Origin of the sequence: Devosia riboflavina (genome assembly GCF_000743575.1) — a bacterium.
GTDB classification, from domain to species: domain Bacteria; phylum Pseudomonadota; class Alphaproteobacteria; order Rhizobiales; family Devosiaceae; genus Devosia; species Devosia riboflavina.
Window position 1 is genome coordinate 28,581 of sequence record NZ_JQGC01000019.1, and the last position, 23,161, is coordinate 51,741.

Consider the following 23,161-nt stretch of genomic DNA (forward strand, 5'->3'; position numbering starts at 1 on the left):
GAGACCGCGATGACAGCCCATATCATCCGTCGCATTCTCTCGGTCGCCTTCACCTTCATCGTGGTGTCGATCATCATCTTCCTGATGATGCATTCGGTTCCCGGCGGGCCGTTCGATGCCAATGACATGCCGGTTTCAGAAGCCGTGCGCGCCAAGATGATGGCTCAGTGGGGCCTCGATCAGCCGCTGCATGTGCAATACTTCAACTATATGTGGGGCGTGCTGCATCTCGATTTCGGCGTGCCCTTCCAGAGCCCTGGCGAAACGGTCGTCGAGTTGATTTCGCGAGCCTGGGTGCCTAGCCTCATCCTCGGTGGTTCAGGCGTTCTTATCGGCGCCCCCCTCGGGATCCTGCTCGGCATGGCCGCCGCCCTCAATCGCAATACCTGGATCGACTATCTGGCCTCGACGCTGGCAACGCTCGGGCTCACCATCCCGGTCTTCGTGACCTCGATGCTGCTTATCCTGATCTTCGCGGTTTGGCTCAACTGGCTGCCGGCGAGCGGCTGGCCGCAGCCCAACCGCTGGATCCTCCCCATCGCCTGCTATGCTGCCATCCCCTTGGCGACCTATGCCCGCTACACGCGTTCCGCCGTGCTCGACACGCTCAACCGGCCCTTTGTCACGGTGCTCCGCGCCAAAGGTCTCAGCGAGCGCCGCATCGTTTTCCAGCATGTCATGCGCAATTCCGCGATCCCGCTGGTGACGGTCTTCCTGCCCATGTTTATCGGCACGGCCACAGGCTCGATCTTCGTCGAAGCCATGTTCCGCGTGCCGGGTCTCGGCGCCTATTTCGTCTCCTCCATCGAGGTGCGCGATTACACGCTGCAAATGGCGCTGATGCTGTTGATCACCTTCATGTACTGCCTCGCCTATCTTCTCTCTGACATCGCCTATGCGCTGCTCAATCCGCGCATTCGCGTGGGAGGCGCCGAATGACCGATGCGACCGCACCCATCACCACCACCCGTCAGCGCAGCCCACTCTGGTTCGCCTGGCGTCGCTTCCTCTCCAACAAGGCAGCCGTCATCGGCGGCGTCGTGCTTGGCATCCTGATCCTGATGGCGGTCTTTGCCCCGCTCATCACGCCATACAATCCGGAAGCCCAAAGCTTCCTCACCGAAGCCCTGGCCTTTCCCTCCGCCGCACACTGGTTCGGAGTCGATAATCTCGGCCGCGACTTCTATTCCCGAATCGTCTATGGTGCCCGCGTTTCGCTGACCATCGGGTTCACGGCCGCCCTCTTCAGCGTCCTTGTGGGCATTCCCCTCGGCGCCCTCGCCGGCTATTTCGGCGGCCGTACCGATTGGGTCATCATGCGCATCATCGAGGTTTTTTCGGTGGTCCCGCCCCTTCTTGCCGCGCTCCTTCTCGGCGCGCTGACCCGCGGTGGCTACGGCACCATCGTTTTCATCGCGGCGCTCTTTGGCTGGGTAAACGTCTGCCTCCTGGTCCGTGCCCAGATAAAAGCCTTTCGCGAGAAGGAATTCGTGCGCGCCGCCCAGGCGCTCGGCGCTTCGCCCTGGTACATCATCCGCCGCCATCTCATTCCCAATTCGATCAGCCCGATCATCATCGGCTTCGTCCTCGCCATTCCTATGGCCATGATGCTCGAAGCCAGCCTCAGCTTCCTCGGCGTCGGTGTGCCCCCGCCGACCCCGACCTGGGGTCAGATGATCAATGAGGGCATTGATTTCATGTTCTTCTACTGGCATCTGGCCGTCTTCCCGACCGCCGCACTTGCCATCACCGTGCTCGCAACCTCGCTCTTCGGCGACGGGTTGCGCGATGCGCTCGACCCGACCCTGAAAGGCCGCTGAAGTGTCCGACAATCTTGCCCGTCAGTTCCTCATTCGCGAGGACGTGACTTTCCTGAACCACGGATCTTTCGGCGCCTGCCCTCGCCCGGTCTTTGCGGCCTATCAGGCGCTGCAGCTCGAACTCGAAGGCGAACCGGTGGAATTTCTGGGCCGCCGCCTCAACGACCTGATGCGAACCCCGCGCGAGGCCGTCGCCGCCGAACTTGGGTCTGATCCCAACAATATCGCCGCCGTCATCAACGCCACCAGCGGCCTCAACATCGTCGCCCAGTCGCTGCCGCTCAAACCCGGCGATCAGATCCTCACGACCGATCACGAATATTCGGCGCTCGAAAAAACCTGGGCCTATGTCTGCCGCAAGACCGGTGCCGAGATTGTGGTCGTCAAGGTGCCCATGCCGCTTGTGTCCGAAGAAGCTTTCACGGACGCAATCATCGGGGGAATGACCGACCGCACCAAGGTGCTGTTCCTCAGCCATATCACCTCGCCGACCGCCCTCGTCTTCCCCATCGAGCGCTCCCTTGCCGAAGCGCGGAAGCGCGGCATCTGGTCGGTTATCGATGGCGCCCATACGCCCGGCCATATCCCGCTGTCGCTCGATACCCTTGGCGCCGATTTTTATTCGGGCAATTGCCACAAGTGGATGATGACGCCCAAGGGCTCGGCCTTCCTCCATGCGCGGCCCGAAGTGCAGGGTCTGCTCGATCCGCTCGTTATCAGCCATGGCTGGACCAAGGAGTCCAAAGAGCCCGGCGCGCTGGGTGCCTTCGGCAATTCCCCCTTCATCGACGGCATCGAAATGCAGGGCACGCGCGACCCATCCGCCTGGCTGGCCGTGCCTTCGGCCATCGCCTTCCGCAAGGAGAACGACTGGACTTCCATTGCCGATCACTGCCGCCAACTGGCGCAGGACACGGCACGGCGCCTTGGCGAACTGACCGGTCTTCCCCCGCTCAGCAGCCCCGAATTCTCGGCGCCTCAAATGGTCGCCATGCCGATCCCCGAATGCGATACGGCCGAGATCCACAAGCAGCTCTTCGAGCACTATCGCATCGAAATCCCCGTCTTCAAATGGCAGGATCACTGCATCGTGCGCGTCTCGGTCCAGGGTTATAATTCGCGGCCACAGATGGATAGACTGCTCGATGCCCTTTCCGAACTGCTCAACCTCAGCAAGGCGGGGACCGGTACGGCCGGCTAGGGCTGACAAATGGCGCAAACTGTGGTGAAAGGTGGCCCGCGCCGAAGCAAAGGAATGACGCCGTGAGCCAGGCTGCCCTGGATTATCTCCAGCCGCTGGAAACCCGTACAAGGGGCATGGCCGTGCTCGACGCGCTCGCCGATATGGTCGAGCGCTCGGGCCTCAAGATCGGCGATCGCCTGCCGCCGGAAGTCTCGCTTGCTGCAACGCTCGGCGTCGGCCGCTCCACCATCCGCGAAGCGCTCAATCGCTGGGAAGGTCTCGGGATCATCCGCCGCCGGCGCGGCGACGGCACCTATCTTTCGGCCCGCGTGCAGACTTCCCGCGGCCTTGTGCCCACCATGGTGCGCCTTGAAGGCGAAGCGCTGCTGCGCCTCCTCGAAATCCGTCGCACGCTCGAAAATGACGTGGTGCGCAAGGCGACGATCAAGGCGACACGCGAGCAACGCCAGGAAATCTCGCGGCTCTGCGATGCACTCTTGGTGGAAGTCTATGCCGGCCGCCCCTGGCGCAAGGCCGACCATGCCTTCCACGGCGCCATCTATGACGCCTCGGGCAACCCCATGTATGGGCAATTGCTGGTCAACCTCGACCACGCCCTGGAACGCGGCGGCTCCTCGCCCTTCGCCGCCGACGTCTTCGGCCTCGATTCCTTCCCGATCCACCGCGACCTCGCCGATGCCATTCTCGCGGAAAGCCCGGACGGCGCCGTCGATGCCATCGGCCGCATCATCGATGTGGTCGAGCGCGAGGTGCAGGCCATCATCGATGGTGACAAATCCAGCTAGCGCTTGCGGGTAAGTATCGCTGCGGCCACCTTGATCACCAGCATTTTGTTCCTAGTGCTATTGCCGGCTTCGTCTCCTGAACCATGCCCACGCACTGGCTATGCCAGTGAGCATAATTGCTGCGATCCCCATCGGAGCGGCCGTGGTGACCATGCCAGCTCCGGCTACAATGGGGACGGCGCAGCAGGCGGCGCATGCCGCGGTCAGGCCGGCGGTCGCGACGATCCCCTTCTTGGCTGCTGAGTTCATGCGACTTCCCTCGCCAGCGCCGGAGCGAAATGGGCGAAAAGCTCGTCAGCAGCGGCCAGTGCCTCAATTGGTGCGGTAATCGTCAGCCGAACGGCCTGAGCATCGTGCTGCAGGTCGAAGTCCATGAAACTGCAGCAATTCGATTCCTTTGCCACTAGGTCCTGGACCTCGGTAAGGGCCTCTGGTGCGTAGACGAGAATGAGCTGAAGTGGTTCGCGACGACTGCTGCGAAGCGAGCGGGCGGCAAGCGCGCGGATGCCGGTGACGCGCTCCTTGAAGTCGTCCGCCTCAAGAGTACAGGCGATCGGCAGCGTGGTGTCGTTGTCCCCGGTGAAACAGGTGTCGCAGCAGGCAGATGCGGTCATCATGTCCATCTCCTTTCGATGATGGACAGCAAGATAATCCTTCAAGTAACTTGAAGAGCAATAGGAGGCCTTCGCGATGGACGTTCCCGTGCTCACCATTGGTCAGCTTGCCAGGGCAGCGGGCGTAACAACCCCGACAATCCGCTACTACGAAGAGATTGGTCTTTTGCCGAAGGCCGGACGCAGCGCCGCTGGTCAGCGAATATATGCCGAAAGCGAACTCGGACGCCTCACTTTCATTCGACGCTGCCGCGACTTTGGTTTTTCCATCGATCAAGTTCGTGTTCTTGCCGGGTTGTCGATCAGCGCCGAAAAGGATTGCAGCCAAGTGCGCGACATGGCGCACACTCATCTCGGCCAGGTCCGGGAGAAGCTTGCCGAGCTAAAAGCGCTCGAGGCGAACCTAGAAGCATTCGCGGAGCAGTGCGACACCACCTGTGCGGGCGGGCCCGGGCGAGACTGCGTGGTGTTCGAGGATCTGCGTACCGGTAGGCGCTGCTAACCCCTCCCGTTGCCGACCTGCCGTTTTGCGGATCGCTCGCACTCTGTCCCAAGATGGCCAGTGCGACGGCGGATCGTAACGGGACCAAGGAATTTCTTTCGAGACATCCTAGGACTGGATTGGGCCTAAAGCGGCTCATTCCTTCGCCGTAAGTCCGCGTCTTTTACAAACACGCTTTGCACCTTGTGAATTTGCCGTGCCCCAAACCGGCTTCCCTTTGGCTTCGAGCCACACGTCAAATTCCTATTGCAAAGTTGGTCGTAGTTGATAACGTTTCAACTTACTTGACGGAAGCGGCGATACAGCCGCGTCAAGGGAGGAGAAAATCATGTTCAACCGCACTTTGCGGCGCCGTACCGTCATGGCCGGCGTCATGCTCGCAGCTCTTGCCGGGGTCAGCCCATCCGTCCTCGCTCAGGATCTCAGTGGCGAGCTCGTTATCCTGCAGTGGCAGACCGGTACCGATGGCCAGATGTGGAAAGACGTCGAGGCCAAATTCATGGAACTGCATCCGGGCGTCACCGTTCGCGAATTCCAGCCGGCCGGTGGCCAGGGCGATGCGCGCGGCGGCATGCGCACGGCACTGCTCGGTGGCGAGGTGGTCGATATCATCATCAACACCTGGCCCGCTTTCCGCGCCGAACTCGTCAATTCCGGCATCCTCAGGCCCATCGACGACCAGTGGGCGAGCTTTGGCTGGGACGACAAGCTGAGCCAGTCCTGGCGCGATCTCGGTTCGATCGACGGCACGACCTATGGCATCACCTATACCTACGGCGACCGCTCGGCGATCTGGTACAAAACCGCCCAGCTCGAAAAGGCCGGTATTACGCCGCCCGCGACCTGGGAAGAGTTTCTGGCAAGCTTCGACAAGCTGAAAGCCGCTGGCTATCCCGCTCCCGTCGTGATCCCGGCAAAATACTGGGCTCATACCGAATGGTTCGAAACGCTGCTGCTACGTACGGCCGGCGTCGAGGCTGCGGCCCAGTTGGCCGCACATCAGATTCCGTGGACCGATCCCAAGGTCAAAACGGCGCTGATGAAATATGCCGAAATGCTACAGGCCGGGTGCTGCGCCGACCCAGCAACCATGCTGGCCATCGAGCAGCCTTATCCGACGCTCTATACGTCCGAAGATTCGAGCTATCTGCTCTTCGGCATGTGGACCAATTCGGCGCTGAAGAACGATCTCGCGCTTGAAGAAGGCGTCGACTATTCGATCTTCCAGTTCCCGAGCCTCGGCATGGGCTTTGACGATACATCGAGCGTCGACGCCAAGGAATTGAACGTCACGACCAATGGCGCCAATCCGGCGGCGGCGGATGCTTTCCTCGACTTCATCGTCGGCCCGGAAGCCTCCAATATCATGGCCAACTACGGCTACGCTTCGCCGAGCACGGCGATGGATGGTTCGCTGCTTGGTCCGGTGCAACAGATCGCGACCGGGGCGGTGTCGAGCTCGAAGGTGCAGTTCGTGCTTGGCGATCTCTTGCCGGGTGATCTCGTCGACGAATATCGCGTGCAGTTGCAGAAATTCCTGCAGAACCCGACTGAAGCCACTGTCGACGAAGTCCTGGCCGCTATCGAGGCCAAGGCAGCGACGGCCTACTGATGATCCGGTCTGTCGCAGAAACAGTGACAGACCGGTCGGGAGTTCCCTCCCGCGCTGGGGGTGGACAGCTTCGGCTGCCCACCACCCGCGGCTGGCGCATCAAGGAGGCGCCGGCGGCCTGGTTGCTCATCGCGCCCGTCATCATTCTTTTCGGTATTTCAGTTGTCTATCCGCTGATCGACACCATTCGCCTGTCGTTCTTCGACATAAAAGGCCTGGCGCCGGCCAAATGGGTCGGCATCGGCAACTATGTCACGCTGTTCAATGACGCGACCTTCCGCAACACGCTGCTTACCACGCTGATCTTCACGCTCGGGACGACGGTGATTTCGGTCAGTCTCGGCTGGGTTCTGGCCATGCTCTGCGCCTTCGCGCCGGTGCATACGACCCCGTTCCGCGGCATGATGTTCGTGACCTTCGGCATTTCCGAAGCCGTGTCGGGCTATATGTGGCTCAACATCCTGCGCCCCGACAAAGCGGGCCTCCTCAATGCCGTCATCGGCATTTTCGTGCCCGGCTATGCCCATTCATGGCTTGGCGACCCGAATACCGCGCTCTGGGCGCTGATCTTCGTCGCCTCATGGAGCGGGGTCGGCCTTCCGCTGATGTTGTGCTTTGCTGCCGTGCAGTCCATTCCCAAAACTGTGCTTGAGGCCGCCTATATGGATGGCGCCAAGCCGACCTCGATCATGCGGCACATCATGATGCCGCTGTCGCTGCCGGGTGTGCGTGTCGCGATCTTCATTAACCTCCTCGGAGCGCTCAGGGCCTTCGACATCATCTATGTGATGACCGGCGGCGGTCCCGTCCGCGCGACGGAAACCGTGGGCTACTTCATGTATCGAGAGTCCATGACCCAGTTCAAACTGGGCTATGGCGCCGCCGCGACCGTGGTGCTGCTCGTGGCCGTGCTCGTGATCTCCATCCCCGCCATCATCCAGCGTACGGCAGGTGCCAAATGATCGGGCGCATTCACTGGTGGACGGTGATCCTCGTCGGCGTGATCGCGACCATCTGGATCATTCCGGTGCTGGGAATCGTCGTGACCTCGCTGCGCCCGCCCAGCGAAGTGGCGCTCGGCTGGTGGCGGCTCGACACGTTCAGCATCACCTTCAGCGCCTGGATCAGGGTGTGGGATGAATATCCGCTGGCCCAGGCCTTCTGGTTCACCGGCATGCTGGCGGCGCTGGCAACCCTCGGCACCATGCTGCTGGCACCGGTGGCGGCCTATGCCTTCCACTTCCTGAAATTTCCGTTCCGGCGGCTGTTGCTGATCCTCATCATCAACGCCTTCGTGCTGCCGCAACAGGTGGTGGTCATTCCGCTCTTCACGCTGTGGCGGGATCTCAAACTGATCGACAACATCGCGGCGGTTCTCATCCCCTACATTGGGCTGAGCTTTGCCTGGTCGATCTTCCTCGTGAAGAATTTCCTCGAGGATTTTCCGAAGGAACTCATCGAGGCCGCCAAGATCGACGGCTGTGGCCCGATCTCGACCCTGCGCCATGTGGTGCTGCCCAATGCCACAAGCCCGATCTTTGCCGTGGGCGTGTTGCAGTTCCTCTGGACCTGGAATGCCCTGCTGCTGCCGATGCTGTACCTCAGGAGCATGCAGCCGCTGCCGGTGCTGCTGACCAAAGTGGCCGGCACCTATGAGAGCAATTGGGACCTGCGGAGCGTGGCGGCCATCGTCACCACCATCGTCCCGCTCATCGTCTTCGTCATCTTCCAACGTCAATTTGCCGCCGGGTCGCAGACCCGCACAGGGGCCAAAGAGTGACCAAAACCCGTACCAACAAGCCGCTGCGCTATCGCCAGATTCATTTGGATTTTCATACGTCCGAGCACATCCCGGATATCGGCAAGGATTTCGACGCGGCAGATTTCGTCGCAACGCTGAAGAAGGCGCATGTCGATTCCATTACCGTCTTTGCCAAATGCCATCATGGCTGGGCCTATTATCCGACCAAGGCCGGCGCGCCACATCCGAACCTCTCGCGGCCGGACCTCCTCGGCGAAATGGTCGATTCGCTCAATGCCGCCGATATCGAATGCCCGATCTACATCACCGTGCAGTGGGACGAGCGCAATGCGCGGCTGCATCCGGAATGGCGGGTGCGTTCGGCAACCGACAATCGCTTCGACCCGAGCCAGCTCAAGGCCGGCTGGCACACGCTCTGCCTCAACCACAAGGCCTATCGCGACGAACTCTTGGAAATGGCACGCGAAGTCGCCAGCACCTATGCGACGCCCGGCATCTTCTTCGACATCGTCCTCGCGCCGGACTGCGTCTGCGAGGAGTGTTTGCAGACAATGGATGCGATGGATCTCGATCCCGAAATCCATGCCGATCGCCTGACCAAGGACGAGTGGGTCAACGAGCGGTTCCGCACAGAAATGAGCGCGGCGCTCAATGCCGAATTCCCGGGCCTGCGCGTCTTTTACAATTGCGGCCATATCCATAAGCAGGGGCCGGAGCGCTTTGCGCCTTACAGCCACCTCGAACTCGAAAGCCTGCCGACGGGTGGTTGGGGCTACAACCACTTCCCGGCCAGCGCGCGCTATGCGGCGACACTCGGGCTCGATTTCGTCGCCCATACGGGCAAATTCCATACGTCATGGGGCGAATTCGGCGGCTTCAAGCATCCCGACGCGCTTGAGTTTGAAGCGGCGCAAATGGTGGCGCTGGGCTCGAAATGCCTTGTGGGTGACCAATTGCATCCGAGCGGTGCAATCAACCCCGATACCTATGCGTCGATCGGACCGGCCTATGCCCGTATAGAAAAGCTCGAGCCCTATCTCGAGGACGCCAGACAGGTCTCGGAAGTGGCCATTCTCTCAGCCGAGTATTTCCACCATGCCGGCGATCGCAACAACAATGCCGACGATGGCGCGGCGCAGATGCTGCAGGAATTGCAGCGGCCGTTCGACGTCATCGACCCCTCGGCGGATTTTTCGAAGTATCGCGTCATCATCCTGCCTGACGAAGTGCCGGTTGAGGATGAACTGACCGAGCGCCTCAATGCCTATGTGCGCGGCGGCGGCAAGCTGTTGCTGAGCGGGATTTCGGCGCTGCAGGACGATGGCTCATTTGCGGTGCCTGCCGGCATTCGCAATGTGGGGCCGGTGGATTTCGATCCGTCCTATCTGCGGGCGAGTTCCAAGCTCGACAAATCGATGACTGCCTCGCCCTTCGTCGTCTATGGACGGGCGCAAGCGATCGTGGCGGAAGGTGCCGAGGTTCTGGCCGAGGTCGTGCCGCCCTATTTCAACCGCAGCTACAAGCATTTTTCGTCGCACGCGCATGCGCCCGACGATGTGGCGGCGGCCCCGCTCGGGGCTGGGGTCACCATCAATGCAGGCGTCGCTTACGTCGCCTATCCGATCTTCTCGATCTATCGGGCCATGGGGCAGCCGCTCTATCGCTACATCATCCGTGGTCTGCTGGATCGCCTATTGCCCGATCCGGCGCTGACGACCGATCTCCCGAGCTCCGGGCGCGCCTCGCTGACCCGGCAGGAAGCGCGCGGGCGGCATGTGCTGCATATGCTCTATGGCGCGCCGCAGGTGCGCGGCAATGCCGTGCCCAACCGCGACGGTGTTCGCGTCATGGAGATGATCGAGGACATTCCGGCCATCGGCCCGGTCAGCGCCAAGGTGCGGCTGCCCAACGCTCCGAAGCGGGCCTATGAGGCCGTGTCCGGCGAGCCGCTGGAGGTGACCGATTTCGGTGACGGCCAGTATGGCGTGACGCTGCCATCGCTGCGAATCCATGCCGCCGTGGTGTTCGAACAGAATGCCTAGCGCATTGCCGCTTTGGCCACTTGCATTGGCAAGCCGGCCAAAGCCGGACTATGCAAGCAGAAGGCGCCCGACGCATGTCTCTCGGGCGTTTTCACCAAGGAACAAGAAAATGACCGACCAAGTGATCACCAGGGCCCGCCCGGCCACCATTATCGATGTCGCCCGGGCAGCCGGAGTCGCCGTCGGCACGGTCTCGCGCTATCTCAACGGCCAGCCGATCCGCGGCGGCAATCGGGACCGCATCGCCCAGGTGATCGACGAGTTGGGCTATCGCCGCAACAGCGCTGCGGCGTCGATGAAAACCAATACGACCCATATCGTGGGCCTCCTGGTGCCGGCCGTGGGCGAATTCCACGCGGCGCTGCTCGACCGGTTGACGCGGCGGATGCGCCAGACCGGCCGCGCCGTGCTCTGCTATTGCCACGACACCGAGCCGACCTCCTTCATGGAAGGGCTCGAATTTTTCGCCGGGCATCGTGTCGATGCCGTGGTGATGGACGGCAATGAAGACCTGCGCCAGCGTCTCGCGCCCTATATCGCCGAAGGCATGCTGGTGGTTCTCTACGACAATGACCTGCCCGAACTCTCGGCCGACCGGGTCTTCGTCGAAAACCGCCGCGCCAGCAAACGCCTTGTCGACCACGTGCTCGACCTCGGGCACGAGCGGGTCGCCATCATTCATGGCAATCTCAGGGACTCCGTCGCCCGCGACCGCCTCGAAGGCTATCGGGATGCCCTCAAGGCTCATGGCGTACCGGAGCATCCCGAGCTGGTCGTCGATGCCGGCTGGAATGAATATCGCGGCTATACCTGCATGGGCGACCTGATGGCATTGCCCAATCCACCGACGGCCGTGTTCGGCGCCAACTACAATATGAGCATTGGCGCGCTGCGCTGGCTGCGCGAGCACGATGTTTCCATACCCGAAGACATTTCGCTGGTGAGCTTTGACGATGTGCCGGCCTTCTCTGTCCACAGCCCCGGCATTACCGCCGTCGGCCAGCCGGTCGACAAGATGGCCGAGGCCATCGTGTCCATTCTGACCGAGCGGCTGGGCCCCAATGGCGCGCTTGGCAAGAGAACCATGCGCATCGATGCGGAAATAACCTTGAGAGGCTCGACCCGTCGCCTGCGACGGTAGAGGGCCCGCCTGGAGGAGGCGAGAATGGCAAATGTTGCGCTGAGTGAAGTCAGCAAATCCTACGGGAGCCTGGAGGTCATCGAGGGCCTCAATTTGCAGATCGAGGATGGCTCATTCACCGTTTTCGTCGGCCCCTCCGGATGTGGCAAATCCACCCTCCTGCGCATGATCGCCGGCCTTGAGCCCATCACCAAAGGCACGCTGCAAATAGACGGCAAGACCATGAACCAGGCCGACCCGATCGAGCGCGGCGTCGCCATGGTGTTTCAGAATTACGCGCTCTACCCGCATATGACGGTGGAGCAAAATATCGGCTTTTCGCTGCGCATGGCGGGGCTGACCAAGGACGAGATTGCGTCGCGTGTCGCGGTGGCGGCAAAGACGCTGCAGATCGAACCTCTGCTCAAGCGCAAGCCCGGCCAGCTTTCGGGCGGCCAGCGCCAGCGTGTTGCCATTGGCCGCGCCATCGTTCGCGATCCCGAAGTCTTTTTGTTCGACGAACCGCTGTCCAATCTTGATGCCGAGCTGCGTGTCTCCATGCGCGTCGAAATCGCCAAGCTGCACAATCAGCTCGGCTCGACCATGATCTATGTGACGCATGATCAGACCGAGGCCATGACGCTGGCCGACAAAATCGTTGTCATGCGCGCCGGCAAGATCGAACAGGCAGGGACGCCCGAAGAGCTCTACGACAATCCCGACAATCTCTTCGTTGCCGGCTTTATCGGCTCCCCACGCATGAATTTTCTGCGCGGCACGCTGGGCGGCGGTCAGGTAAAACTCGAAAGCGGCGGCGCGCTGCCGGCCACCGGCACGGAAGACAAGGTGCTGGTCGGGGTGCGTCCCGAGCACTTCGTCGAGGCGGGGCAGGGGGCTGCCGATATTGCCGTCACTGTCGACGTCGTCGAAAATCTCGGCGGCACGCGCTTTGTCTATGGCACGCTTTCTTCCGGCGAAAGCGTCGTCATCGAGGCGCGCGAGCGGCTGGGCCTCAAGGCCGGCGACACCATTTCCTTCGGCATAAGGCCCGAGCGGGCCATGTTTTTCTCCACTTCTGGCACGCGTCTGCGGAACATCTGATGACAAACATTCTCTGGTATCGCCAACCGGCCACCGAGTGGACGGACGCTCTCCCCTTAGGCAATGGCCGCCTCGGCGCCATGGTGCATGGCGGCGTCGGCCGCGAGGAATTGCAGCTCAACGAGTCAACGCTCTGGTCCGGCGGCCCCTATCAGCCGACGAATCCCGAAGCGCTGCCGAACCTTGCCAAAGTGCGCGAGCATATCTTTGCCAGGCGCTACAAAGAAGCGCACGACATCGCGCAGGCGCATCTCATGGCCAAGCCATACCTGCAAATGAGCTACCAGCCCGCTGGCAATCTCTTTGTCGATTTTCGGCATGAAGCCGTGCCCGGGAGTTATGAGCGCAAGCTTGATATCACGACGGCCGTGACGACGACGCAATACACCCTGCTTGGCTCAGGGCTTGATCCCGATGCGCCGGTGTTTACCCGCACGGCCTTCTCCTCGGCCGCCGACGATGTTCTCGTGCTCCAGCTTCAATGCTCGCTTCCAGGGAAACTCGATTTTGAACTCTGGCTCGACAGCCCGCAGCCGGGCGATCTGATCGGCAGCAACGCCCAAACGCTGAGCTATCGCGGACACAATTTCGGCAAGCACGGCATCGAGGGCCAACTAACCTTTGGCATCGACACGCATCTGCGGATAGAAGGCGGCAGCGTCGAGCGGCGTGGCCGTCGCCTCGTCGTGCGCGACGCGACCAAGGCGCTTATCCTCGTCGACATCGCCACCAGTTTCGTCCGTTTTGACGACGTTTCCGGCGACCCGGACGCTCGCCTTGCAGCCGGACGCAAACGGTATGATGCGCTCGATTTCGACGCGCTCCTCTTGCGCCACATCGCAGCACATCGCGCCCAATTCGATCGCCTCGATATCGACCTCGGCGAGGGACGCAGTGATCTGCCGACCGACGAGCGCATTTCCAATTTCGCCACCGGCGACGATCCCGATCTCGCCGCCCTCTATGTGCAATATGCCCGCTACCTGATGATTTCCTCGAGCCGCCCGGGCACACAGCCTTCGACGCTGCAGGGCATCTGGAACAAGGACACGCGGCCGCCTTGGGGCAGCAAATATACCGCCAATATCAACCTACAGATGAACTACTGGCTGCCCGACCCAGCCAACCTGCCCGACATGGTGGAACCGGTGCTGCAGATGGCCGAGGAACTGGCCATCACCGGTGCCGAAATGGCGAAGGCCCATTATGGCGCCCGCGGCTGGGTCATGCACCACAATACCGATATCTGGCGCGCCACCGGACCGGTTGACGGCGCCTACTGGGGCGTGTGGCCCACGGGCGGCGCCTGGCTGATGGCGCAACTTTGGGACCATGTCCGCTTCGCCGGCCGGCCGATCGATCTTGTCCGCAGGCTCTACGGCCCGCTCAAGGGCGCGACCCTTTTTGCCCTGGACACCCTGGTGCCCATGCCGGGCTCCAACTATCTCGTCACCAACCCTTCCATTTCGCCGGAAAACCGCCACCCGCACGGCGCCTCACTCTGCGCCGGCCCCACCATGGACAACCAGATACTTCGTGATCTGCTCTCTGCCTTCGCTGAAGCGGCGGAACAGTTGGGCGAAGATGCTGATCTCGCTGCGCAGGCACTTGCGGCCCATGCGCGTCTCCCCGAGCACCGCGTTGGGAAAGCTGGGCAATTGCAGGAGTGGATGGAAGATTGGGACATGGAGGTCCCCGAAATCCATCATCGGCACGTTTCGCATCTTTATGGGCTCTATCCCAGCAACCAGATTTCGGTCGAAAAGACGCCCGACCTTGCCGTCGCCGTACGCCGCTCGCTCGAAATCCGCGGCGATGAAGCGACTGGCTGGGGCATTGGCTGGCGCATCAATCTCTGGGCGCGCCTGCGCGAAGGCGAACACGCCAAGACCGTGCTCAACCTGCTCCTCAGCCCAGCGCGCAGCTACAATAATCTCTTCGATGCGCATCCGCCCTTCCAGATCGACGGCAATTTCGGCGGCGCGGCCGGGATTCTCGAAATGCTGGTGCAGTCGAACGAAGACGAGATCTGGCTGTTGCCCGCCCTGCCGCGAGGCTGGACGCGAGGAGCGATACGCGGCGTCCGCGCCCGCGGCGGGGTCGAACTCGACTTCGCCTGGGAGGATGGGCGCGTGACCTGGATGCGCGCCCGCAGCAACAATGACCGGAGCGTCCGCATACATGCTGGCCATCAGGCAATTCCAGTGGATTTGAGGTCAGGGGCCGACGCGGTTCACAATTTTCTCGCGATGCCCTGAAGCGGATAAACCACGGTCCGGGCGATGTTTATGCACGTCCGGACTAAGGCCTGCAGCGTGGCGACTGCGCTGCCGCTTCGTTGGGGCGGTTTTAGGCGAGGCCACTGTGTCAGCCTGTGCATGAAAGGCGGCGCAGGTTGAACGTTTGCCCTGCAATCTGGACAACCTGGTCCGCTTGATCGATGCCTCGTTGACGAGCGTGATCTGGCAGAGCCTCAGGTTGTCCACATCGGCAGGCACACTGGGCCGGCTACTAAGCGGTATTGCGCGGTCGGCGCGTTCTCCGCTGCAGGCGACCGGCCACAGCTCAACCGGTCAGCCCTTCCAGGAAACGATGTTTTGCCTCTGCTGGCCAAGGCCGTCGATGCCGAGGGTGACAACGTCGCCGGCTTGCAGCCATACCGGTTCCGGCTTGATACCCATGCCGACGCCCGGCGGCGTGCCGGTGGCAATGATGTCGCCCGGCATCAGGGTCATGTAGCGGCTGCAGTAGGAAACGATGGTGCGCACATCGAAGATCATGGTGCGCGTATTGCCCCGCTGCATGCGCTTGCCGTTGACGTCGAGCCACATGTCCAACTGCTGAGGGTCGGGCACCTCGTCTGCTGTGACGAGCCATGGGCCGATGGGACCGAAGGTATCGCAGCCCTTACCCTTGTCCCACTGTGCCGATTGCATCTGGAAAGCGCGTTCGGAGACGTCATTGATCACGCAATAGCCGGCGACATAGTCGAGCGCGTCCCTCTCGGAGACATACTGAGCCTTGGTGCCGATAACGATGCCGAGCTCGACTTCCCAGTCCAGCTTGGTGGAATCCCTTGGCTTCAGCGTATCGTCGTTCGGACCGCAAATCGCGCTGACGGCCTTGAGGAAGATTATGGGCTCAGTCGGTTCTGCCAACCCCGATTCCTTTGCATGATCGGAGTAGTTGAGGCCGATGCAGATGAACTTGGATATGCCCGATATCGGTGCGCCCATGCGGGGCGATCCGGGCACGACGGGCAGGGCCGCCGTGTCAATGTCGCGCAGTTTGGCGATTTCATCCTGGGCGAGCTTTGAGCCGTCGATGTCGGCCCATAGCGACGAGAGGTCACGCAACTGCCCCCCTGCATCGACCATTCCGGGCCGTTCCTGACCCAATTCTCCATATCGGCACAACTTCATGTGGTCCTCCATATTCGACAAACGGGCAGCTTGGCTCGCGGCCTCGGACTGACGAGCAAGCGGCGTGACGGAGCTATGACCACCGATGGTCACAGTGTGGTTTGGATTTGGCCCGGCGCGACGGTCCAATGATGGACTCGACGGCGTCGCCTCTTAGCCGGCGCTTTTTTTGGTGGCGAAAACTTGCACGATATCCACCTGGACGTCCGTGTGCTTGGGCGTCAGCCTGCTGCTATTGCCGCGCAGATGCGCTTGCAGGTATTCGGCGGCCTCCACTGACTCGCCTGCGGCCAGCAGTTCGATCAGCCTGGTGTGCTCGTCCACGGCGCACTGACCATGCGATTCCTGGTAGAGCATGGTCATCAGGCTGGTGCGCGCAATGAGCCGTTCCAGGATTTCGGCCAGGACTGCATTGCCGTTGAGTCGTGCCACAAGCAGATGGAACTCGCCCAGCAGGCGCAGCAATTCCTGATGATCGCCGCGCCGGTTGGCCTCTTCTTGAAGTCGCACATGCTCGCGCAAGGCGCGGATGTCGCGCGCCGTGCAATTCTGTGCGAACTCCGTGAAGATACCTGCCTCGATGATCCGGCGAGCGCCATACACGTCGCTGACTTCCTCGGGCGTCGGCTGGGAGACGTAGGCGCCGTGATTAGGCACCAGCGACACGAAGCCGAGTTGCTTGAGTTCCGACAAGGCTTCCCGCACGACATTGCGCGTGACCGAAAACGCCTTGGTCAGATCGCCCTCACCCAGCTTTACGCCGGCAGGAAGGCGGCCATCCATGATGGCCGCGCGAATGGTCTCCACCACCGCCGCGCGACTCGCGGCAGTCCTGGTTTCGCCCGTCGGTGCAGTTTTCGTCGCTGCGACAGCGGGCTGAGCCGGGGTTTTCTTTTTGGCTGTCAGTGGATTCACCGCGATTTGGCGCGAAGCGCTGCTCATGTGGCTTTTCGCGGCGGCCAAAGTCAAGTCGGACGCGCCGGAATCGGTGGCCGGGCTACTATCCGGAGCGTGGGAATCGCAGGAGCCGGGATGATCAGGAGAGCACATATTCCACACTGACTCCGCGCATATCCATTTCATAATCGAGGACGTCGACCGGCGGCCGGCAATATTGCCAGGTCAGTCCCGCGCTTGCCGCGCCCCGGCGCCAAATCTCGTCTTCGAGAATGTGGTGGACGTTGTAGGCGGTGTAGAGCTGGGTCGCCGTGCAGTCATTCCAGCCAAAGCCAAGCGATGCCATACGGCGCTCGGCCTCGGCCAGCACCCATTGCGCCTTTTCCCTGATCGCGTCGGGTGAACGGTCGCGCAGCCTCACCGTGTGCTGTTCATAGGACGCCGTTCCTTCAGGCGCCTCGGCGCCTCCGGCGACGATGAAGGTGCCCTCCTTGCGTGTTGAGGGAATAGTATAGCTGAAGGCGTGGAAGCTCGGCTCGGACGGCGGGTCGGCAATGGGGCAGACATTGCTGCGTGCGACCGGATTTTCGTCGCCTTCGATCAGTCCCCAGGCGTGCAGCGGTTCGACATAGCGCTTGTTGAAAGCGAGAAAGCCCTGCTCGTCGAATGGCTTTGGCGAACGCAGCTCGCATGCGGCGAAGGCTGTCAGCGGACGGCCGGCACTTTCGAGATGGTTCTTGATGCGCGCAAAGCCCTCTTCGAGCGGGACCGGCTTGAGGAACCGCGCACGCACGATTTCGAAGCCGGGCTCGGCCGCAACGCCGGCGGAATACTGGAACACGCCCTTGGCATATCTATAGCCGCCCTTGGGGAAGGATTTTGCATCCGTCATGGTGAGATATCCTGCTTCAATGTGCTGTTTGATGGGCGGCGGCCGATTGCGGCTGCCAGCTCAGGGTCGATGGTACGAAGAGCCGGTCGGGGTCGAGCGGCGCATCGATCAGCCGCTGCTCGTGGAGCCAGCGCATGGTGGCCGAGAGGGCGGTGCGATTGGGGTCGACGCCGTAGGGCCAGTAGTCGGCGCCAAGGGTAGCTTCGGTCTGCGCGAGTGCTTCATCGAGCCACGGCAGCATGACCGGCAGTGCGCGGGTGCTGTGCAACTCCCGCAGGGCGTGCTGCTTGGCGGCCTCGAAGGCGTCGCAGATTTGCGTGCACAGAGTCGCGTCAGCGGCCAGCGACTCGCGGATGACCAGCAGGTGCATGACGGGAAAGATACTCGTCCGGGAAAAATAGTTCCGTTCCACCCGCCCGTGATCGGCAAACAGCCGCCTGACCTTGGCATGTCCATCAAGGAAGCATTGCGGTGGATCATAGGCAATGATGCCGTCCAGCTCGCCTCCGGCCAAGAGGTCGGAAAGGTTGTCGTCGGTGCCAATGGGCTGGGCGCTGGCATTGGACGGAATGCGGCGCACGATGGGGGCCTTTTCGCCCCGGTTGATGCGGCCGTAGCGCCAGAGAATGCTCTGGTGGTCGACGCCATAGTCGTCGCTCAGCATCCCGCGCGCCGTCACCGTGGCGGTATTGGAGAATTCGCGCAGGCCGAGGGTCTTGCCGTTGAGATCGCCGGGCGCATCGATACCGCGATCGGTGCGGACATAAATCGCCGCATGCCGGAACATACGTGAGATGAAAACCGGCAATGCCAGGTATCCGCAGCCTCCGGCGGCGTGCAGCAGGGCGTAGTTGGCCAGTGACAGCTCGGTCACGTCATTGCGCTGTTCGTCGAGCGCGACGCGAAACAGTTCCTCATGTGGACTGCTGTCAAAGACTGCCTCGCAGCCGGGCAGCGCGACCGACCCGTCGATGATTGCCTGGGTGCGGTCATTCCGCCCCAGCCCAAACGTCAATCGTCGCGCCATTCGCCCCTGTCTCCCAGCCTGTGTCGAACCATCGCTCACAAGTTGAGCATGCTGCACACATTGTCGGCAACTAAAAAAATCATTCAACTATGATAAAGATCGTTGACAGTAGTTCGTATTGTCGACAATCTTTGGCTTGTCGACGCCGGGGAGGGCAGCATGGCATCCGACGATTTCGAGGATTATGTCTGGCGCGATCTACTGACGCCGGAGATGCGTCGGATCTATGCGCATTACGAGCGCCAGATCAGGATCGGCAGGAAGCCGGCCTTGGTGCTGGTCGATCTCTACAACCTGGTTTTCCAGGGTGGCGACCGTCCGGTCGGTGAGCTGGTCGACCAATATCCGTCAAGTTGCGGCGAATATGCCTGGGCGGCGATCAAGCCGATCCAGAGCTTGATCGGCGCCTTCCGGGCCAAGGGTCTGCCGGTCATCCATGTGACCTATGACGACCGGCCCGAAACCGATCACCAGGCGATGAATCCCACCTTCCGCAAGAAGCAGGTGTTCGATCCGAGCCTGTTCACGATCAAGGAGGAGTTCGCTCCGGCGCCGGGCGAGCAGTTCATCTACAAGAAGCGCGCCAGCGCCTTTTTCGCCACGCCGCTGGCCACTTCGCTGGTGCAGCACGGGGTCGATACCGTTGTCATTGCCGGCGAAACCACCAGCGGCTGCGTGCGTGCATCCACGGTCGATGCTTTCTCGCATGGCTTTCACGCCGTGGTCGCCGAGGAATGCGTCTTCGATCGCTCGCTGCTGACGCACAAGATCAACCTGTTCGACATGCATCACAAATATGCGGACGTCTTTCACACGGACCGGCTCGTCGAGGCGATCGCCAAGCTCTAGCCGCAGGGACGTCAAGGAGTTTTAGCTATGCAACCTTCGCCTTACGGCCCGTTTCAGTTTCTCGCGCCGCATGAACGTCCGACCATTCACTGGCCCGATGGCAAGCGCCTGGCCTTCTGGGTGGTTCCCAATATCGAGTTTTTCGACCTGCGCGAGCCCATGCCGGGCGACAGCAACGAGCGCGTGCCCAAGCACTTGGCCAAGATCCCCTTCGTCTATTCGTGGGCGCATCGCGACTATGGCAACCGGGTCGGCGTCTGGCGCGTCATGGAGGTCATGGAGCGCTATGGGATGCGCGGCACGGTTGCGCTCAACAGCGACGTCTGCCTCTACCACCCGCAGATCATCGAGGCCTGCAAGGCGCTCAACTGGGAGTTTATCGGCCATGGCCGGACCAATGCGGTGCGCCTCAACGAGGTCGAACTGTCAGAGGAGCGGGCGCTGATATCAGACGTGTTCGGCACGATTGAAAAATCGACCGGCAGGCGGCCGCGTGGCTGGCTCGGCGCGGGCCTGGCTGAGACCTGGAACACGCTGGACCACCTGGTGGCCGAACGCGCCGACTATGTCTGCGACTGGGTCAACGATGACCAGCCCTATTACATGGATGTTGGCGACAGGAAGCTGCTTTCCATGCCCTATTCCTGGGAAGCCAATGACGTCCTGATCAAGTCCGACAAGATTTCGCCGGATGAGTTCGAACTGATCTGCCGGCGGCAGTTCGATGTTCTCTACCGAGAGAGCGAAAAGACCGGCAAGGTGCTGTCGCTGAACCTGCATCCCTACATCGTGGGCGCAGCGCACCGCATCGATATGCTCGACCGTATCCTCGAGCACGTCGCCAAACACTCCGATGTGTGGATCACCACGGGCGGGGAAATCAGCGATTACTTCCAGAAAAACTATCCGCCGGAGGCATTTGCCGGCGCCTGAGCGACTTCGTATGCCGCGCTGTTCCTGTGCCGGGACAGCGTTCAAGGACTGACATGGAGTGTGTCACAATGGATGGAGAAAGGGTGCCACAATGAAGAAGTCAACAGCGCGAGCCGGAATTCTCGCAGTGGTCGCGGGCGTGCTCATGGCGGCCAGCACGTTCACTGCCTATGGGCAGGACTCGACGGTTAGGGTCGCTTTCGGCGCCCTGCCGGCAGTGCTCGACCCGTTCCAGGCGGCCACGCCGCCTTATTCTATCGCCAACCGCGCGATCTATTCCTACGTGACCCAGGTTAGCGCCACGCCAGACGGCAAGGTGGAAACGACGCCAGGCATCGCTGAATCCTGGAGCCAGATCAATCCTACCACCTGGGAATTCAAGCTCCGCGCCGGGCTGGCTTTCTCCAATGGCGAACCGCTCGATGCGGCAGCGGTCAAGGCGTCGGCCGACTATCTGCTGAACCCGGAAAACGCCAAGGGCCTGCTGGGCGCTCTGAGCATGATCGCTGGCGTCACGGTGGTCGACGCTGCCACTGTCCGCTTCGAGACCAAGACCCCTGACGGTATCTTCCCGCGGCGCCTCGCGGCGCTGGCCGTGGTGCCGCCGGTGGCGTTCATGGCCGATCCGCAGAAGTTCATGGCCGCCCCGATCGGCAGCGGTCCGTGGATGGTCGAAAAGTGGGTGCCCAACGAGTCATTGACCCTGGTGCCCAATCCGGACACCGTCGGCGCCGAGCCCAAGTCCGACCGCCTCGAATTCCGGGCCATCCCGGAAGCCAGCGGCCGTATCGCCGCCCTCCAGAGCGGTGGCGTCGACATCGCCCAGGGCATTCCCTCCGATCAGGTTGCCTCGCTGATCAACGACTTCAACATCGTGGACAAGGTCGAGCCGGGTTCCTGGCAGATGACCATCTATCAGGAAGCGGGTCCCCTCAACGACAAGCGCGTCCGTCAGGCGCTCAACTATGCCGTGGACAAGGAATTGTTGCTCGAGGCGGTTATGGGCGGCTACGGCGCCGTGTCGCAGGGCCAGGTCGTGCCCGAAGGCGTCACCGGCTATTGCCCTGATGTGAAGGCCTATCCCTACGATCCGGAAAAGGCCAAGGCGCTGCTGGCGGAGGCCGGCTATGCACCGGGCGAGCTCACCTTCGACTTCCAGAGCCCAAGCGGCTTTGTGACCAATGATCGTGCCTTGGCCGAGGCCACCGCGGCCATGCTGTCCGAGGTTGGCGTCAATACCAACATCAAGTTCCTCGAGCTCAGCACGTTCCAGGACGCCTATCGCAACCAAAGCAAACGGGCGCCGATCTTCGCCTGGCGCCTGACGACGGCGCCGTTCATGACCGCAGACCTTTCGGCGCGCTGGTATCTCAGCGGGGCGACCACTCACCCCACCGGCTACAGCAACCCCCAGTTCGACCAGGACTATGCCACATGGCAGTCCGAGGGTGAGGAAAAGGGCCTGGCCGCTTTGTGCAATGGTATCGCGCTGGTTCGGGAAGATGCGCCCACGCTATTCGGGCTCAACCTGCCGGTGCTCTATGCCAGCAACAAGAACGTCACCGGGTTCGAGCTTGGCGTCGAAGGCGACCCGCGTTTCGAAGCCGTCGAGGTTGGGAACTAAATGCCAATGAATACGCAACTCCCCGAATGGCTCTTTGTGGGGTTGCGTACCCTGGCGAGCTTTGTGGTCGTTGTGTGGGGATTGAGCACGCTGTTGTTCTTCATCCTGCGCATCAACGGTGACCCTGCTGCACTGCTCGCAGGTCCTTATGCCACGCCGGACCAGGTTGGCCTGGTCCGGCGTGAGCTGGGGCTCGATAGTTCTCTGTTCGTGCAATACATCACGTTCCTCGGCGACACGGCGCGCCTGCATTTCGGCGATTCCTACCAATTGCGCCAGCCGGCGCTGAACGCGGTGCTCGACCGGGTGCCCGCTTCCTTGCTGCTGGCCTTTGCCGGTATCGCGCTGGCGGCGCTGATTGCCATTCCCGCCGGCATCTATGCGGCTGTTCACCGTGGCAGCAAACGCGGCCAGCTAATCGTCGCCTTGACCCTGGTGGGGCAGAGCGTGCCCGGCTTCGTGCTAGGCGTGCTGCTGATCCGATGGTTCTCGGTCGGCATTCCCATCTTTCCTAGCTTCGGCTTTGACGGGCCGCTGAGCCTGGTGCTGCCGACGGTGACCTTCGCGGCGTTTCTCGCAGCGCGACAGACCCGCCTGATCCGCACCTACATGCTCGAGGAACTCTCTCGCGACTACATCATGGTGGCGCAGGCTAATGGCTATGGTCCGTTCCGAGTGCTGTTCAAGCATGCGCTGCGCAATGTCGCCATTCCGGTCATTGCCCTGCTGGGCATCGACTTCGGCGTCTATTTCGGCGGCGCCGTGATCGTCGAGGTGGTGTTTGCCTGGCCCGGTATCGGCCGCCTGATGGTCGATGGCGTGCTGCAGCGCGACTTCCCGCTGGTCCAGGCCGCCATCTTCGTGATCGCCGTTACGGTCTTCATCGTGAGCCGGCTGGTCGATCTTGTGAGCAACCAAATCGATCCCAGATTGCGAACTTCCGCATGAGCACGAC

At 61.8% G+C, this 23,161-nt stretch carries 21 protein-coding genes; 16 read left to right on the forward strand and 5 right to left on the reverse strand.

Annotation, left to right across the window (positions count from 1 at the left end; genetic code table 11):
• The first annotated feature begins 9 nt into the window (after nt 1-9).
• From JP75_RS17995 to JP75_RS18010, 4 genes are all read left to right on the forward strand, one after another.
• On the forward strand, nt 10-939 hold the full coding sequence (locus JP75_RS17995) for an ABC transporter permease (protein ID WP_035085715.1): 930 nt from the start codon (nt 10-12) through the stop codon (nt 937-939).
• Entirely contained in the window at nt 936-1,820 is an 885-nt protein-coding gene (locus tag JP75_RS18000) for an ABC transporter permease (protein WP_035085716.1), read from the forward strand. The genes JP75_RS17995 and JP75_RS18000 overlap by 4 nt, the downstream gene beginning before the upstream one ends.
• Nucleotide 1,821: 1 nt before the next feature.
• Complete coding sequence (locus tag JP75_RS18005; protein ID WP_035085717.1) at nt 1,822-3,021, forward strand: aminotransferase class V-fold PLP-dependent enzyme; 1,200 nt, start codon at nt 1,822-1,824, stop codon at nt 3,019-3,021.
• 62 nt (nt 3,022-3,083) lie between these two features.
• Complete coding sequence (locus JP75_RS18010) at nt 3,084-3,809, forward strand: FadR/GntR family transcriptional regulator (RefSeq protein ID WP_035085718.1); 726 nt, start codon at nt 3,084-3,086, stop codon at nt 3,807-3,809.
• Nucleotides 3,810-4,054: 245 nt separating this feature from the next.
• On the opposite strand, the gene JP75_RS18020 is transcribed toward JP75_RS18010, so the two are convergent.
• The gene (locus tag JP75_RS18020) at nt 4,055-4,426 is read right to left on the reverse strand and encodes a hypothetical protein (RefSeq protein ID WP_051960887.1); all 372 of its coding nucleotides are present in this window, start codon (nt 4,424-4,426) and stop codon (nt 4,055-4,057) included.
• A 73-nt stretch (nt 4,427-4,499) separates the two neighbouring features.
• Here JP75_RS18020 and JP75_RS18025 point away from each other — a divergent pair, with 73 nt between their 5' ends.
• The 8 genes from JP75_RS18025 to JP75_RS18060 all read left to right on the forward strand — a co-directional run bounded on the left by JP75_RS18025 (nt 4,500) and on the right by JP75_RS18060 (nt 14,820).
• Entirely contained in the window at nt 4,500-4,925 is a 426-nt protein-coding gene (locus tag JP75_RS18025) for a MerR family transcriptional regulator (RefSeq protein ID WP_035085720.1), read from the forward strand.
• 328 nt (nt 4,926-5,253) lie between these two features.
• Complete coding sequence (locus tag JP75_RS18030; RefSeq protein WP_035085721.1) at nt 5,254-6,537, forward strand: ABC transporter substrate-binding protein; 1,284 nt, start codon at nt 5,254-5,256, stop codon at nt 6,535-6,537.
• A 122-nt stretch (nt 6,538-6,659) separates the two neighbouring features.
• The gene (locus tag JP75_RS18035; RefSeq protein WP_244446351.1) at nt 6,660-7,499 is read left to right on the forward strand and encodes a carbohydrate ABC transporter permease; all 840 of its coding nucleotides are present in this window, start codon (nt 6,660-6,662) and stop codon (nt 7,497-7,499) included.
• Entirely contained in the window at nt 7,496-8,317 is an 822-nt protein-coding gene (locus JP75_RS18040) for a carbohydrate ABC transporter permease (RefSeq protein WP_035085723.1), read from the forward strand. The genes JP75_RS18035 and JP75_RS18040 overlap by 4 nt, the downstream gene beginning before the upstream one ends.
• Nucleotides 8,314-10,341, forward strand: a complete 2,028-nt coding sequence (locus JP75_RS18045; protein ID WP_035085724.1) for an alpha-amylase family protein — start codon at nt 8,314-8,316, stop codon at nt 10,339-10,341. The genes JP75_RS18040 and JP75_RS18045 overlap by 4 nt, the downstream gene beginning before the upstream one ends.
• Before the next feature lie 109 nt (nt 10,342-10,450).
• Nucleotides 10,451-11,482, forward strand: a complete 1,032-nt coding sequence (locus tag JP75_RS18050) for a LacI family DNA-binding transcriptional regulator (RefSeq protein WP_035085726.1) — start codon at nt 10,451-10,453, stop codon at nt 11,480-11,482.
• 24 nt (nt 11,483-11,506) lie between these two features.
• On the forward strand, nt 11,507-12,562 hold the full coding sequence (locus tag JP75_RS18055) for an ABC transporter ATP-binding protein (protein WP_035085727.1): 1,056 nt from the start codon (nt 11,507-11,509) through the stop codon (nt 12,560-12,562).
• Nucleotides 12,562-14,820 carry a glycoside hydrolase family 95 protein gene (locus JP75_RS18060; protein WP_051960888.1) on the forward strand — a complete coding sequence of 753 codons (2,259 nt, stop codon included), beginning with the start codon at nt 12,562-12,564 and terminating at the stop codon, nt 14,818-14,820. The genes JP75_RS18055 and JP75_RS18060 overlap by 1 nt, the downstream gene beginning before the upstream one ends.
• Nucleotides 14,821-15,135: 315 nt before the next feature.
• Here the strand turns inward: JP75_RS18060 and JP75_RS18065 are convergent, their stop codons facing one another.
• The 4 genes from JP75_RS18065 to JP75_RS18080 all read right to left on the reverse strand — a co-directional run bounded on the left by JP75_RS18065 (nt 15,136) and on the right by JP75_RS18080 (nt 18,800).
• Nucleotides 15,136-15,984 carry a fumarylacetoacetate hydrolase family protein gene (locus tag JP75_RS18065; RefSeq protein ID WP_035085729.1) on the reverse strand — a complete coding sequence of 283 codons (849 nt, stop codon included), beginning with the start codon at nt 15,982-15,984 and terminating at the stop codon, nt 15,136-15,138.
• A gap of 153 nt (nt 15,985-16,137) precedes the next feature.
• Nucleotides 16,138-16,926, reverse strand: a complete 789-nt coding sequence (locus tag JP75_RS25480) for a GntR family transcriptional regulator (RefSeq protein WP_051960889.1) — start codon at nt 16,924-16,926, stop codon at nt 16,138-16,140.
• 94 nt (nt 16,927-17,020) lie between these two features.
• Nucleotides 17,021-17,773 (reverse strand): 2-amino-5-chloromuconate deaminase CnbZ, encoded by a 753-nt coding sequence (gene cnbZ / locus JP75_RS18075; protein WP_035085730.1) that lies wholly within the window; start codon nt 17,771-17,773, stop codon nt 17,021-17,023.
• Nucleotides 17,774-17,789: 16 nt separating this feature from the next.
• Complete coding sequence (locus tag JP75_RS18080) at nt 17,790-18,800, reverse strand: substrate-binding domain-containing protein (protein ID WP_051960890.1); 1,011 nt, start codon at nt 18,798-18,800, stop codon at nt 17,790-17,792.
• Nucleotides 18,801-18,959: 159 nt separating this feature from the next.
• Here JP75_RS18080 and JP75_RS18085 point away from each other — a divergent pair, with 159 nt between their 5' ends.
• The 4 genes from JP75_RS18085 to JP75_RS18100 all read left to right on the forward strand — a co-directional run bounded on the left by JP75_RS18085 (nt 18,960) and on the right by JP75_RS18100 (nt 23,154).
• Nucleotides 18,960-19,649: an isochorismatase family protein gene (locus JP75_RS18085; RefSeq protein WP_051960891.1), complete on the forward strand. Its 690-nt coding sequence runs from the start codon at nt 18,960-18,962 to the stop codon at nt 19,647-19,649.
• Nucleotides 19,650-19,676: 27 nt separating this feature from the next.
• Nucleotides 19,677-20,582 carry a polysaccharide deacetylase family protein gene (locus JP75_RS18090; RefSeq protein WP_035085732.1) on the forward strand — a complete coding sequence of 302 codons (906 nt, stop codon included), beginning with the start codon at nt 19,677-19,679 and terminating at the stop codon, nt 20,580-20,582.
• Between the two features lie 91 nt (nt 20,583-20,673).
• Nucleotides 20,674-22,206 (forward strand): ABC transporter substrate-binding protein, encoded by a 1,533-nt coding sequence (locus tag JP75_RS18095; protein WP_035085734.1) that lies wholly within the window; start codon nt 20,674-20,676, stop codon nt 22,204-22,206.
• A gap of 6 nt (nt 22,207-22,212) precedes the next feature.
• Nucleotides 22,213-23,154, forward strand: a complete 942-nt coding sequence (locus JP75_RS18100) for an ABC transporter permease (RefSeq protein WP_160194717.1) — start codon at nt 22,213-22,215, stop codon at nt 23,152-23,154.
• Nucleotides 23,155-23,161 lie beyond the last annotated feature (7 nt).

Excerpts from the sequence above, each read along its gene's own strand:
- JP75_RS18065 (WP_035085729.1), bottom strand. The coding sequence starts at position 15,984 with ATGAAGTTGTGCCGATATGGAGAATTGGGTCAGGAACGGCCCGGAATG.
- JP75_RS18095 (WP_035085734.1), top strand. The coding sequence starts at position 20,674 with ATGAAGAAGTCAACAGCGCGAGCCGGAATTCTCGCAGTGGTCGCGGGC.
- JP75_RS18050 (WP_035085726.1), top strand. The coding sequence starts at position 10,451 with ATGACCGACCAAGTGATCACCAGGGCCCGCCCGGCCACCATTATCGAT.
- JP75_RS18080 (WP_051960890.1), bottom strand. The coding sequence starts at position 18,800 with ATGGCGCGACGATTGACGTTTGGGCTGGGGCGGAATGACCGCACCCAG.
- JP75_RS18090 (WP_035085732.1), top strand. The coding sequence starts at position 19,677 with ATGCAACCTTCGCCTTACGGCCCGTTTCAGTTTCTCGCGCCGCATGAA.
- JP75_RS18025 (WP_035085720.1), top strand. The coding sequence starts at position 4,500 with ATGGACGTTCCCGTGCTCACCATTGGTCAGCTTGCCAGGGCAGCGGGC.
- JP75_RS18085 (WP_051960891.1), top strand. The coding sequence starts at position 18,960 with ATGGCATCCGACGATTTCGAGGATTATGTCTGGCGCGATCTACTGACG.
- JP75_RS18000 (WP_035085716.1), top strand. The coding sequence starts at position 936 with ATGACCGATGCGACCGCACCCATCACCACCACCCGTCAGCGCAGCCCA.
- JP75_RS18055 (WP_035085727.1), top strand. The coding sequence starts at position 11,507 with ATGGCAAATGTTGCGCTGAGTGAAGTCAGCAAATCCTACGGGAGCCTG.
- JP75_RS25480 (WP_051960889.1), bottom strand. The coding sequence starts at position 16,926 with ATGAGCAGCGCTTCGCGCCAAATCGCGGTGAATCCACTGACAGCCAAA.
- JP75_RS18030 (WP_035085721.1), top strand. The coding sequence starts at position 5,254 with ATGTTCAACCGCACTTTGCGGCGCCGTACCGTCATGGCCGGCGTCATG.
- JP75_RS18060 (WP_051960888.1), top strand. The coding sequence starts at position 12,562 with ATGACAAACATTCTCTGGTATCGCCAACCGGCCACCGAGTGGACGGAC.
- cnbZ (WP_035085730.1), bottom strand. The coding sequence starts at position 17,773 with ATGACGGATGCAAAATCCTTCCCCAAGGGCGGCTATAGATATGCCAAG.
- JP75_RS18040 (WP_035085723.1), top strand. The coding sequence starts at position 7,496 with ATGATCGGGCGCATTCACTGGTGGACGGTGATCCTCGTCGGCGTGATC.
- JP75_RS18100 (WP_160194717.1), top strand. The coding sequence starts at position 22,213 with ATGAATACGCAACTCCCCGAATGGCTCTTTGTGGGGTTGCGTACCCTG.
- JP75_RS18020 (WP_051960887.1), bottom strand. The coding sequence starts at position 4,426 with ATGATGACCGCATCTGCCTGCTGCGACACCTGTTTCACCGGGGACAAC.
- JP75_RS17995 (WP_035085715.1), top strand. The coding sequence starts at position 10 with ATGACAGCCCATATCATCCGTCGCATTCTCTCGGTCGCCTTCACCTTC.